Raw genomic sequence first — 13,962 nt, 5'->3', positions numbered from 1 at the left:
TTCCACACCATTCAATTTCCATTTGGAGTTATTCTCATGGCTTTAACTAACGAAGAAATCCTAAACGCAGTTGCAGAAAAAACTGTTCTTGAACTTGTTGAACTAATCTCTGCTTTCGAAGAGAAATTCAACGTATCTGCTGCTGCTGTAGCTGTTGCTGCTGCTCCAGGCGCTGCTGCTGCTGCTGAAGAACAATCAGAATTCAACGTTGAGTTGACTTCTTTCGGTGCGAACAAAGTTGCTGTAATTAAAGCAGTTCGTGAAGCTACTGGCCTTGGCTTGAAAGAAGCTAAAGACATGGTTGAAGGCGCACCTGCTGTTCTTAAAGAAGGCGTTTCTAAAGAAGAAGGCGAAGAGCTTAAGAAGAAACTTGAAGAAGCTGGTGCTACAGTTACTCTTAAGTAATTTCTTAAAGGAGTCGGTTTTTTTATAATCGGCTCCAAAAATTGGCTGATGGCTCTTGGGTCATCAGCCTTTTTGCGTTACAATAATCGGCTCGATTTTTGTTTGCATGATAGAAATTCATACAAATTTAAAAAACAAACATAATTGATCAAATGCTTACCAATATTTTTGCAGTAAAAAATATTGTTAAGCGTTTTAATACCACTAAAAATTGCAGCATTTGTAAAGAGTGGTGGCCATATCGGCCAGCGTAATTCCTTCTGAGCCCGTTCTGCAGGCGGGCTTAGTTTACACTTTCCGAGGACTCCAGATGGCATACTCATATACCGAAAAGAAACGGATCCGTAAGAATTTTGGTAAATTGCCTAGCGTTATGGATGCTCCGTACTTGCTTTCGATTCAAGTCGACTCGTACAGAACATTCTTACAAGATGGCAAATCACCAAAAAACCGCGAAGATATCGGTCTCCAAGCCGCATTTCGTTCAGTTTTTCCTATTGAAAGTTATTCTGGCAATGCTGCTTTAGAATTTGTTGAGTATAGTCTTGGTAAGCCTGAGTTTGATGTACGCGAATGTATTCTTCGTGGCTCAACTTATGCAGCACCAATGCGTGTGAAGATTCGTTTGATCCTGAAAGATCGTGAAACGAAATCGATCAAAGACGTACGTGAACAAGAAGTCTATATGGGCGAAATGCCATTGATGACGGATAACGGTACTTTCGTAATTAACGGTACCGAGCGTGTAATCGTATCTCAATTACACCGTTCACCAGGCGTATTCTTTGACCACGATAAAGGTAAAACTCACTCAAGTGGTAAAGTCCTTTATTCTGCGCGTATCATTCCTTACCGTGGTTCATGGTTAGACTTTGAATTCGATGCCAAAGACCTAGTCTATGTACGTATTGACCGTCGTCGTAAATTGCTTGCGACTGTGGTACTTCGTGCATTGGGTTATAACAACGAACAAATTCTGAACATGTTCTATGAGAAAGTGCCTGTATATCTTGATATGGGTAGCTATCAGATTGACCTTGTTCCAGAACGCCTGCGTGGTGAAATGGCACAATTTGATATTGCTGACAAAGACGGCAAGATCATTGTTGAGCAAGGTAAACGTATTAACGCACGTCACGTACGTCAAATGGAAGCTTCAGGTCTTGAAAAACTTGCAGTGCCTGATGAATACCTGTACGAACGTATCACTGCTGAAGACATCCAGTTAAAAGATGGCGATGTGATCGCGGCCAATACTGTATTAAGCCATGAAATCATGGTGAAGATTGCAGAAGGCGGCGTGAAGCAATTCAACTTACTGTTCACAAATGATATCGACCGTGGTTCATTCATCGCGGATACATTACGTGCCGATACGACGACAGGTCGTGAAGAAGCACTAGTAGAAATCTACAAAGTAATGCGTCCAGGTGAGCCACCAACAAAAGAAGCTGCTGAAAACCTGTTCAACAACCTGTTCTTCTCTTCTGAGCGTTATGACTTGTCGCCAGTCGGCCGTATGAAGTTCAACCGTCGTTTGGGTCGTCCTTACGAAGTGGGTACAGACCAGAAGTCACGTGAAGTTGAAGGTATCCTCTCGAACGACGATATCACTGATGTATTGAAAACATTAGTTGAAATTCGTAACGGTAAGGGTGAAGTCGATGATATCGACCACTTGGGTAACCGTCGTGTTCGTTCAGTTGGTGAAATGACTGAAAACCAATTCCGTGTCGGTCTGGTTCGTGTAGAGCGTGCGGTTAAAGAACGTCTATCACAGGCTGAAACTGATAACCTGTCTCCGCAAGATTTAATCAATGCGAAGCCAGTGGCTGCTGCAATCAAGGAATTCTTTGGTTCAAGCCAGTTATCTCAGTTCATGGACCAAAACAACCCATTGTCTGAAATCACCCACAAGCGTCGTGTATCAGCGCTTGGGCCTGGTGGTTTGACGCGTGAACGTGCTGGCTTCGAAGTACGTGACGTACATCAAACTCACTACGGTCGTGTTTGTCCAATTGAAACGCCTGAAGGTCCAAACATTGGTTTGATCAACTCGCTTTCTGTATATGCAAAATGTAACAACTTTGGTTTCTTAGAAACGCCTTACCGTAAAGTTGTTGATGGTCGTGTAACGGATGAAGTTGAATACCTGTCTGCAATCGAAGAAGTAGGTACTGTTATCGCACAGGCCGACTCTGCAATCGATAAAGATGGCAACCTGACTGAAGAATTCGTATCTGTACGTCACCAAGGTGAATTCGTACGTATTCCACCAGAAAAAGTGACGCATATGGATGTATCTGCTCAGCAGGTGGTATCTGTCGCTGCATCACTGATTCCGTTCCTTGAACACGATGATGCGAACCGTGCATTGATGGGTTCAAACATGCAACGTCAGGCAGTTCCTACGTTAATCGCTGACAAGCCACTGGTTGGTACCGGTATGGAAGCGAACGTAGCACATGACTCTGGTGTATGTGTGATCGCGAAACGTGGTGGCCGTATTGAATATGTAGACGCTTCTCGTGTCGTGATTCGTGTCAACGAAGACGAAATGGTGGCGGGCGAAGCAGGTGTAGATATCTACAACCTGATCAAATACACACGTTCTAACCAGAACACTTGTATCAACCAGAAAGTTCTTGTGAACATGGGCGATAAAGTGGGTCGCGGTGACGTTCTTGCTGATGGTCCATCGACTGATGGCGGTGAACTGGCACTGGGTCAAAACATGCGCGTAGCATTCATGACCTGGAACGGTTACAACTATGAAGACTCGATCTTGTTATCTGAGCGTGTACTTCAGGAAGACCGTTTAACGTCTATCCACATCCAGGAACTTTCATGTGTTGCACGTGATACTAAACTGGGTGCTGAAGAAATTACTGCCGATATCCCGAACGTGGGTGAAGCTGCACTTTCTAAACTGGATGAGTCTGGTATCGTTTATATCGGTGCTGAAGTGACTGCTGGTGACATCCTGGTAGGTAAAGTAACACCTAAAGGTGAAACTCAGTTAACACCTGAAGAAAAACTGCTTCGCGCAATTTTCGGTGAAAAAGCAGCTGACGTAAAGGACTCTTCTTTACGTGTTCCATCGGGTACTAAAGGTACCGTGATTGACGTTCAAGTGTTTACACGTGATGGTCTTGAAAAAGACGAACGTGCTCAAGCAATTGAAAAAGCTCAGCTTGATGCTTACCGTAAAGACTTGAAAGAAGAATACAAAATCTTCGAAGAAGCAGCACGTGAACGTATTATTCGTCTGTTGAAAGGTCAGGAATCTAACGGTGGTGGCACAACTAAACGCGGTGACAAACTGTCTGAAGATGTTCTGTCTGGTTTAGAGCTTGTTGATCTGTTAGACATCCAACCAGTAGATGAAGCAATTGCTGAGCGTTTAACTCAAATTCAAGTGTTCTTGAAAGAGAAGAGCCTTGAAATTGATGAAAAGTTTGCTGAGAAGAAACGCAAATTATCTACAGGCGATGAACTTACAACTGGCGTACTGAAAGTTGTTAAGGTTTATCTAGCGGTTAAACGTCGTATCCAGCCTGGTGATAAGATGGCGGGTCGTCACGGTAACAAGGGTGTTGTATCTAACATCTTGCCGGTAGAAGACATGCCACACGATGCCAACGGTGTACCTGTTGATATCGTTCTTAACCCGCTAGGTGTACCGTCACGTATGAACGTGGGTCAGATTCTTGAGACTCACTTGGGTATGGCCGCCAAAGGTCTTGGCGACAAAATCGACAAGATGCTTCAAGAGCAACGTACGGTGCTTGAGCTTCGTGAATTCTTAGACAAGATTTACAACAAAGTTGGTGGTGAGCAAGAAGATCTTGATAGCCTGACTGATGATGAAATCTTGGCATTGTCTGGTAACTTGCGTAAAGGTGTTCCTTTGGCAACTCCAGTATTCGACGGTGCTGAAGAATCGCAAATCAAAGAATTGTTAGAGCTTGGTGGCATTTCACGTACTGGTCAAACAGTATTGTATGATGGCCGTACTGGTGAACGTTTCGACCGTCCGGTAACTGTAGGTTACATGTACATGCTGAAACTGAACCACTTGGTTGACGACAAGATGCATGCGCGTTCTACTGGTTCTTACTCTCTAGTAACGCAACAGCCGCTTGGTGGTAAAGCACAATTCGGTGGTCAGCGTTTCGGTGAGATGGAAGTATGGGCACTGGAAGCATACGGTGCAGCATATACACTCCAGGAAATGCTTACTGTGAAATCGGATGACGTTGAAGGTCGTACCCGTATCTATAAGAATATTGTAGATGGTAACCATTACATGGACCCAGGTATGCCTGAATCGTTCAACGTATTGACCAAAGAGATCCGTTCTTTAGGTATCAACATTGAACTGAAAAATGGTGACTAAGAAATCTCCCCTGACCCCTCTTTGAGAAAGAGGGGAGAAGTCCCCCCCTTTTTTAAAGGGGGATTTAGGGGGATTCTTAAAATTCCCAAATTTCAGTAAAAAACAATATTTGTGACCCAGTTGTTGAGTGAAAATCTCCACAACACACGGAGAAAAAAATTGAAAGACTTGCTCGATATCATGCGCAAAAAGACGGATTCAGACGGTCATGCTCCAGTAGAGTTTGATCGCATCCGTATTGGTCTTGCGTCACCAGAAATGATTAAGTCGTGGTCTCATGGTGAAGTTAAAAAGCCTGAAACCATCAACTACCGTACGTTCAAGCCAGAACGTGATGGTCTATTTTGTGCCAAAATCTTTGGTCCAGTAAAAGATTACGAATGCTTGTGTGGTAAATACAAGCGTATGAAATACAAAGGCGTCATTTGTGAAAAATGTGGCGTTGAAGTAACAACTGCGAAAGTTCGTCGTGAGCGTATGGGTCACATCGAGCTGGCATCTCCAGTTGCACACATCTGGTTCCTGAAATCGCTCCCTAGCCGTATTGGTCTTCTTCTAGACATGACGCTACGTGATATCGAACGCGTATTGTATTTCGAATCTTACGTTGTAACCGATCCTGGTATGACTCCGTTCGAGAAATACCAGCTTCTAAACGATGAAGAATACTTCAATGCCTTAGAAGAACACGGTGACGAATTCACAGCGAAAATGGGTGCGGAAGCAGTTCAGGATTTGTTGAAAGACATCGATCTTGAAGCCGAAATTTCTCGCCTGCGTGAAGAGATTCCTGTAACAACTTCTGAAACTAAGTTGAAAAAAGCCTCTAAGCGTTTGAAACTTATGGAAGCATTCAAAGAATCGAACAACAAGCCAGAATGGATGGTAATGAACGTACTTCCAGTACTTCCACCAGATCTTCGCCCGCTTGTGCCACTTGAAGGTGGTCGTTTCGCGACTTCTGATTTGAACGACCTGTACCGTCGTGTGATCAACCGTAACAACCGTTTGAAGCGTCTTCTTGACCTTGCAGCCCCAGACATTATCGTACGTAACGAAAAACGTATGCTTCAAGAGTCTGTGGATGCATTGTTAGACAACGGTCGTCGTGGTCGTGCAATTACCGGTTCGAACAAACGTCCTCTTAAATCTTTGGCAGACATGATCAAAGGTAAACAGGGTCGTTTCCGTCAAAACTTACTTGGTAAGCGTGTTGACTACTCAGGTCGTTCGGTAATTACTGTAGGTCCAAACTTACGTCTTCACCAATGTGGTCTTCCGAAGAAAATGGCACTTGAGTTATTCAAGCCGTTCATCTTTGCGAAACTACAAGCATCTGGCCAAGCAACCACCATTAAAGCTGCGAAGAAAATGGTTGAGCGCGAAACTCCAGAAGTTTGGGACGTACTTGCATCTGTGATCCGTCAGCATCCAGTCATGTTGAACCGTGCGCCAACACTTCACCGTCTAGGTCTTCAAGCGTTTGAACCTATTCTGATTGAAGGTAAAGCGATCCGTCTTCACCCGTTAGTTTGTGCGGCATTTAACGCTGACTTCGACGGTGACCAAATGGCGGTACACGTACCATTAACACTCGAAGCTCAGTTAGAAGCTCGTGCGTTAATGATGTCAACCAACAACATCTTGTCTCCAGCGAACGGCGAACCAATCATCGTACCGTCTCAGGACGTTGTGTTGGGCTTGTATTACATCACACGTGATGCAATCAATGCCAAAGGTGAAGGTATGGTGTTCGCGGATACTCACGAAGTAAACCGTGCACTTGCAACTGGTCAGGTTGATCTACACGCTCGCGTGAAAGCACGTGTACACCAAACTGTGATTGATGAAGATGGCAACCGTCGTCAAGAAACCATCATTGTTGATACAACCCCTGGTCGTTGTCTGCTTTGGGAAGTTGTTCCTGAAGGTATGGACTTCCAGCAAATTAACGTTGAGATGACCAAAAAGAACATCTCGAAGTTAATCAACTCTTGCTACCGTAAACTGGGTCTGAAAGATACTGTTATCTTCGCTGACCAGTTGATGTACCTAGGCTTCCGTCAAGCGACACGCTCTGGTGTATCTGTGGGTATGGAAGACATGCTGATTCCACCAAACAAACAGGCGATTATTGGTAAAGCTGAAGCTGAAGTTCGTGAAATCGAACAACAGTTCGAACAAGGTTTCGTGACTGCCGGCGAACGTTATAACAAAGTTGTCGATATCTGGGCACGTACTAACGACCAGGTAGCGAAAGCGATGATGGACAACTTGTCTTACACGACTGTTAAGAACAAACAGGGTGAAGATGAGAAACAGAAATCATTCAACAGTATTTACATGATGTCTGACTCTGGTGCCCGTGGTTCCGCAGCTCAGATTCGTCAGTTGGCAGGTATGCGTGGTCTGATGGCGAAGCCGGATGGCTCGATCATTGAAACGCCAATTAAAGCGAACTTCCGTGAAGGTCTGACAGTACTTCAGTACTTCATTTCAACACACGGTGCGCGTAAAGGTTTGGCCGATACAGCACTGAAAACAGCGAACTCTGGTTACCTGACTCGTCGTCTGGTAGACGTTGCGCAAGACTTGGTCATCACTGAGCCAGATTGTGGTACTTATGATGGTCTTGTGATGACGCCGTTCATTCAAGGCGGTGACGTGATCGAGAACCTGGGTACTCGAGTACTGGGTCGTGTCGTTGCTGAAGACGTTAAGAAAGTGGGTACAGACGAAGTTCTTCTTCCTCGTAACACGTTAATTGACGAGAAACTGGCTACGTTTATTGAAAACGCGGGTATTGACGAAATCAAAGTACGTTCAGTTGTAAACTGTGCCTCTACTTTCGGTGTATGTGCGAAATGTTACGGTCGTGACTTGGCACGTGGTCATCAAGTGAACCCTGGTGAATCTGTGGGTGTAATGGCTGCTCAATCAATTGGTGAGCCAGGTACACAGTTAACCATGCGTACGTTCCACGTGGGTGGTGCTGCGAGCCGAACTTCTGCTGCAAACAGCGTACAAGTTCGTAACAAAGGTACTGTACGTTTCCACAATGTGAAAACTGTACAACACGCGAAAGGTCACTTGGTATCAACTTCACGTTCAGGTGAAATCGGTATTGCAGATGATCTAGGTCGTGAGCGTGAACGTTATAAGATCCCTTACGGTGCGTCTATTCTGCTGAAAGATGGCGAATCTGTAGAGGCTGGCGGTATCGTGGCGACTTGGGATCCGCATACACATCCACTGGTAACAGAAGTAGCTGGTAAAGTTCGCTTCAGCCAGATTGCTGATGGTGTAACTGCAACATCGAAAACTGATGATGCAACTGGTATGACGACTGTTGAGATCTTGCCTGTTACAGCGCGTCCTGCTTCTGGTAAAGATTTACGTCCTGCTGTTGTGCTTGACACAGTAGATGGTGGCGAACAGTTCTACTTCTTGCCACAAAACACAATTCTTTCTGTCCGTGATGGCGAAACAATTGGTGTGGGTGATGTAATCGGTCGTGTACCACAAGAATCTTCACGTACGCGTGATATTACCGGTGGTCTGCCGCGTGTAGCTGACTTGTTCGAAGCACGTAAGCCGAAAGAACATGCGATCCTTGCAGAAGTGTCTGGTATCGTAAGCTTCGGTAAAGAGACCAAAGGTAAGAACCGTCTGGTAATTACTCCGGATGATGGTTCAGAGATCTACGAAGAACTAATTCCGAAATGGCGTACCATTAACGTGTTCGAAGGCGAACATGTGAACCGTGGTGAAACGATTTCTGATGGTCCACAGAACCCGCATGACATCTTACGTCTGAAAGGTGAAGTGGCGTTGACCAATTACATCGTGAACGAAGTTCAGGATGTTTACCGTCTGCAAGGTGTAAAAATCAACGATAAGCACATCGAAGTGATCGTACGTCAAATGTTGCGTAAAGTTGAAATCACTGATGGTGGTGATTCTAGCTTCATCAAAGGCGAACAGGTGGATTACATCCGCGTTGCTCAAGAGAACCAAGCATTGCTTGCTCAGAACAAGTTCCCTGCGAAGTTTGAACGTCAATTGATGGGTATTACCAAAGCGTCACTTTCTACTGACTCGTTCATCTCTGCTGCATCGTTCCAGGAAACAACTCGCGTGTTAACTGAAGCGGCTGTAACAGGTAAAGAAGATGATCTACGCGGTCTGAAAGAAAACGTAGTTGTAGGTCGTCTGATCCCAGCGGGTACAGGTCTGGCTTACCACTTGGAGCGTCGTCGTCAAGAAGCAGAAGCTGCAGAATTTGAACTGCACAATGACTTCTCTGATGTAGACCAAGCGCTTAGCCAAGCATTTAATGATGAGTTTAACGGTCTGTAATCAGACACTTTAAATCAGAAAAAGCCACCTTCGGGTGGCTTTTTTTATTGCTGGATGTTGTCAAGTCAGCGACTTTAAACAATGATTTGAAATCAGACCCTAAAATATGCCAGTATTTCTGAGGAAAACATAAACTTAAAATGGGAACAATAAGATGAAAAATTTAGTAATCTCAGTTGTACTACTGTTAGCACTCGGTTTGACAGCGTGTTCTAAAGATCAAGCAGAAAATACAGCACCTGGCGATACTACAGCCGCGAATGAAACTGAAGTTGTAGATCAAGCAGCTGCAAATGAAGAAGCTCAACCTTTGGATGCGGCACCATTAGAAACAGATGACGTTGCAACATCAGAAGCTGTTACTCAATAAAGTAAAACAAGCTTTACATCTATTTAGGCACTGATCATTGCTACTTATTAATCCTAATCCATACCGATGATCTGTAGTACAAGCGCCGCTTGTTAAGCTCAGGTCTTATTTTTTTATTGAGAGGGAAAAATGCGTTCTATAAGTAAAAAATTAGCGGTTACCACATTATTCGTAGTCTCAACTGTTTCATTTGCAGCGCCCATGCCCAATACCATTATGGTTGAAGATAAAGCTGTGGTTCCTGTACTAAAAACTGAAGTGCTGCGTCGAGTAGAAGGACAGCAACCTGTACGTCATGTTGAAGCCACGATTCTGGAAATCACCAATAAAGGCAAGGATATTGTTGCTAAAGAAGTGGTATTTGATGACACTCTGGGGCAGTTCTCGGATAAAAAACTGTCAATTCCAGTGATTCAAAAGGGGGGTGTGATTGTTCCTACCTCTAAAATTGAATTCAATACGACATTGAAGCAGGACGGTGAAATCCTCCAGCAAACCAGAACTATTGATGCTGAAGGGATCGAGTTTAAAAAAGATCAGGCTGAACCTGTAAAACGTACTCTACAATTGCAGCAACATACTGGTACGGATAAAACCGAGGTAACGCATACCGTGATAACTGAAGATGGTGCAACCTCTCGTGATTTGCTCATGGTAGATACTGCGGAATAAAATTAAAAGATCCAATTTCATGTGCTATTTACAAAATAGCGTAGGGGAGTTTCAAGATTTAACATCTTGTTATAAATCGCTCCTTAAATTCCAGTTACTCTTAACTCATAAGACAGAGGAATCGAACAGGGAGCTGGATCATGAAAAAGTTAATTGGCGTAGTGGCTGCGGTGACAGTTTCAACCTTTATGTTAGCAGGTTGTGAAAATATGTCTGCCCGTGATCAACGTGTAGGTGCTGCAGCACTCGGTGGCGCAGTCGGTGGTGGTGTGGGTAATAGTGTCGGCGGTGGCTGGGGTTCTGCTATTGGCGGTGGTGCCGGTGCCGCTGTCGGAAGTAAAACTCAAGGCGGCTCTAACCGCAATGCAACCTACAGTGGTGTAGGCGGCGCTGTGGGCTCAGCCGTTGGTAAGAGTATTTTTGGTGGTAACGCTGGTGCAGCAATCGGTGGTGCGATCGGCGGTGGTGCAGGCGCGGCGATTGAGCAACGACGTTAATCACAGCCCTATCTGGTATTAATATATAAAAGCGCCTTTACAGGCGCTTTTATTGTGTTGATCCAATTTCTATTTATTTTTAAAGAGAGCCTTAGGTTTTTTACGACGGATATATATGGTCTTTTTTACCTCTGCAATACGCACACCTGAATCATCATAAATATCGACCTGATAGTTACGATAGACAGGAGCATGATCAGCCGCCAAATTCATAATAGTAGTCACTTCTTCAGCATCAATGCGTATGTCTGCATACACGGTTCCGCGGCCTGGAGAGAGGAACTGGATGGTCGCTTCTTTATCCCAGACAATATATTTTGGTCCCAAATGATGCATCAGCAGCAACATGTAAAAGGGATCGACCATGGAATACAGGCTACCCCCAAAATGTACGCCGACAATATTCTGGTTTTTACGAGTTAGTGGCATTTTCACGCGAATACGATAGTTGGCATAATCCAGTTCATCAATTTCGATACCCGCTCCACGATAGGGTGCATAACGGTTTAAGATAAATTTAGTGACCAAAGGCAGGCTTTGAATTTTACGTAATAGGCTCATACTGACATTCTTTTTTCTTGTATAGCTATGCATACTAGAACAACAAAATTGTGATGGCATTGATAAATCATGCCGAGTTATAAAATAAACGGTCAATAACAATAAAGGAAGACCAGATGGAAACACAAACTCAATGGGTGGCAACCAGTGATCAGCAGCGTCTTGCAGTAAGAACTTTTGGTGATATCAGCAAGCCTGCTTTGGTTTTGGTGCATGGCTATCCGGATCATCAGGAGGTCTGGAAAAATGTAATTGTCTATCTGCCGGATTATTTTATCGTTACTTATGATGTGCGTGGCGCAGGGGATTCATCCATTCCCAAATATATCCATGATTATCGTCTAGAGCGTCTGAGTATGGATCTGGAGGAAGTAGTGAATGCCGTTCTTCCAGCACAATCTTTTCATTTGGTTGCCCATGACTGGGGGGCGATTCAGTCCTGGGAATCGGTGACTGACCCAAGATTCGAAGGCCGTATTCTTTCCTTTACCACGATTTCAGGTCCCTGTCTGGACCATGCCGCCTTCTGGATGCGGAATCAGTTCAAGCAAAACCGATCAAGATTTTTTAAACAATTAGGCAAGTCCTGGTATATCGCCATGTTTCAATTGCCTTGGCTGGCACCAACTGCATGGAATTTTTTCAATCCTGAACGTTGGGGCAAAATTATTCGGGAACTGGAAGGCAAAGAAGGACTGCCATTGAACCAGAATATTGTCAAAGATGGAAAATATGGTGTTGGGCTGTATCGGGCCAATTTTATTCCAAGGTTGCTTAAACCCCGTGAACGCTATGCCATCTGTCCGGTACAGGCCATTGTGCTAAAGCGGGATAATTTCGTCAGTCCGCAACTGGTTGATGAAATGCCAAAATGGGTGCAAACCTTTTCCAGGGTAGAGCTAGATGCCAATCATTGGGCAATCTTAAGCCAGCCAAAACTTATTGCAGAGTCTATCCGTGAGTTTACTCAGCAGCATGCTTAAGCCAATCACAAAGATGGATTTGGATTGATAAAAATGTAGGGGAATTTTTATTCGCATTTTCTGATAAAATACCTCCCTTTCTCTCATTCCCAATTCATTATGTTTGCGATTCTTGCTGCTATCGGAGTCATGTGTGGACTCTCCTTGGCACGTGTACCTGTGGTTTTTGCCCTGGTCATTGGTGCTATTCTTGGTGGTTTGCTGGCGGGTCTAGGCCTCCAGGGAACTTTAGATGCATTTAACAATGGCCTGGGTGGTGGTGCTAAAATTGCCTTGGCTTACGGTATTTTAGGTGCATTTGCTTTAGCTTTGGCACGTTCAGGCCTGCCTGATCTTTTGGCTTATAAGATGATTAGTACCTTAAAAGGTGAGGCTGATATTAAAGCACAAAATCGTGTTAAATATATGATTTTTGCAACTGTTGCAATTGCAGCGGTCTTCTCTCAAAACGTGATTCCTGTGCATATTGCGTTTATACCTGTGTTGATTCCGCCTTTATTGATTGTATTTAATCACTTGCAGTTAGACCGCCGTCTGGTGGCCTGTTTGCTGACATTTGGTCTGGTTGCGACCTATATGCTGATTCCAGTTGGTTTTGGTGCAATCTTCCTGAATGATATTTTGGGTCAGAATATCAATACTTTTGGTAAAGCTTATGGCTTCCAGATCACCTATGACCAGATTCCAGCTGCCATGGCGCTTCCTGTATTTGGCATGTTTATCGGTTTGCTGGTTGCGATCTTTATCAGCTATCGTAAGCCACGTGTGTATAAAGATATCCAGGTCGAACAGCAGCAGAGTATTTCTGCCGAACTGGGCGTAGAACAGCAGGCAGCTCGACCTCAAATTGCCAAGTTCACCATCTGGATGGCAGTGATTGCAGTTGTAGCAACGCTGGCTGTGCAGCTGTATTCAGATTCTATGATTCTTGCAGGTTTGGTGGGCGTAGCAATTCTTAGCTGTGCCGGAATCTTTAAATGGAAAGAAGCAGATGATGTGATCATTACCGGTATGCGTATGATGGCACTGGTTGGTTTCATTATGATCGCTGCCCAAGGCTTCGCCTCAGTCATTGAAGCAACCAATCAGGTGCCAGCGCTGGTTCAGGCCTCTGTAGAATGGATTGGTCAAAGTAAAGCATTTGCAGCCTTCTTAATGCTCTTGATTGGTCTGCTAGTAACTCTTGGGATCGGTTCATCATTCTCGACTGTGCCAATTCTAGCCATCATTTATGTACCGTTATGCATTCAGTTCGGCTTTAGTCCTGAAGCAACTATTGCCATTATTGGTACTGCTGCAGCACTGGGGGATGCAGGTTCGCCAGCGTCAGATTCTACCCTTGGCCCAACGTCTGGCTTGAATATGGATGGTCAACATGACCATATGAAGGACAGTGTGATTCCAACCTTTATCCACTACAACATTCCATTGCTGATTTTTGGCTGGATTGCGGCAATGGTGCTTTGATTGTGTGATGTTTCACACATTTTATTTGAATTGGTGCCTATTAATTCTGACTTGTCTGCTTGGAATAAATAATAATTAAATCAGATTAACTTGGTTGGTATTTTAATCCAACCAGGTTGGTCAGATTAAAATAAATATATATTAATTACATATACTTAAATAATACTTATAATTTGATTTTATAATATCTATTGCATATTAATTTTAACCATGTTTATTATTAATTAAGGTATATTTTTCTTAATAATT

General features: G+C 44.1%; 9 protein-coding genes. 8 read left to right on the top strand and 1 reads right to left on the bottom strand.

Annotated elements, in window-relative coordinates; genetic code table 11:
- The first annotated feature begins 36 nt into the window (after positions 1-36).
- From rplL to F955_RS02085, 6 genes are all read left to right on the top strand, one after another.
- On the top strand, positions 37-405 hold the full coding sequence (gene rplL / locus F955_RS02110; protein WP_004813560.1) for a 50S ribosomal protein L7/L12: 369 nt from the start codon (positions 37-39) through the stop codon (positions 403-405).
- 310 nt (positions 406-715) lie between these two features.
- Complete coding sequence (rpoB, locus tag F955_RS02105; RefSeq protein WP_004890577.1) at positions 716-4,804, top strand: DNA-directed RNA polymerase subunit beta; 4,089 nt, start codon at positions 716-718, stop codon at positions 4,802-4,804.
- A gap of 159 nt (positions 4,805-4,963) precedes the next feature.
- Complete coding sequence (gene rpoC / locus F955_RS02100) at positions 4,964-9,163, top strand: DNA-directed RNA polymerase subunit beta' (RefSeq protein ID WP_004890573.1); 4,200 nt, start codon at positions 4,964-4,966, stop codon at positions 9,161-9,163.
- Between the two features lie 154 nt (positions 9,164-9,317).
- Entirely contained in the window at positions 9,318-9,533 is a 216-nt protein-coding gene (locus F955_RS02095) for a hypothetical protein (protein WP_004890570.1), read from the top strand.
- Between the two features lie 129 nt (positions 9,534-9,662).
- Positions 9,663-10,205 (top strand): hypothetical protein, encoded by a 543-nt coding sequence (locus F955_RS02090; protein ID WP_004890567.1) that lies wholly within the window; start codon positions 9,663-9,665, stop codon positions 10,203-10,205.
- A gap of 140 nt (positions 10,206-10,345) precedes the next feature.
- On the top strand, positions 10,346-10,702 hold the full coding sequence (locus tag F955_RS02085) for a hypothetical protein (protein WP_004813553.1): 357 nt from the start codon (positions 10,346-10,348) through the stop codon (positions 10,700-10,702).
- Positions 10,703-10,771: 69 nt separating this feature from the next.
- Here F955_RS02085 and F955_RS02080 read toward each other — a convergent pair whose 3' ends face one another.
- Positions 10,772-11,263 (bottom strand): DUF4442 domain-containing protein, encoded by a 492-nt coding sequence (locus tag F955_RS02080; RefSeq protein WP_017401545.1) that lies wholly within the window; start codon positions 11,261-11,263, stop codon positions 10,772-10,774.
- A 116-nt stretch (positions 11,264-11,379) separates the two neighbouring features.
- On the opposite strand from F955_RS02080, the gene F955_RS02075 reads away from it, so the two are divergent.
- Entirely contained in the window at positions 11,380-12,246 is an 867-nt protein-coding gene (locus F955_RS02075) for an alpha/beta fold hydrolase (protein ID WP_004890562.1), read from the top strand.
- Positions 12,247-12,345: 99 nt separating this feature from the next.
- The gene (locus F955_RS02070) at positions 12,346-13,713 is read left to right on the top strand and encodes a Na+/H+ antiporter family protein (protein ID WP_004890559.1); all 1,368 of its coding nucleotides are present in this window, start codon (positions 12,346-12,348) and stop codon (positions 13,711-13,713) included.
- The last annotated feature ends 249 nt before the right edge of the window (positions 13,714-13,962 follow it).

This window comes from Acinetobacter schindleri CIP 107287, assembly GCF_000368625.1.
GTDB classification, from domain to species: domain Bacteria; phylum Pseudomonadota; class Gammaproteobacteria; order Pseudomonadales; family Moraxellaceae; genus Acinetobacter; species Acinetobacter schindleri.
The sequence above is the reverse complement of the archived record's forward strand: the minus strand, read 5'-3'. Positions and strand labels throughout refer to the sequence as shown.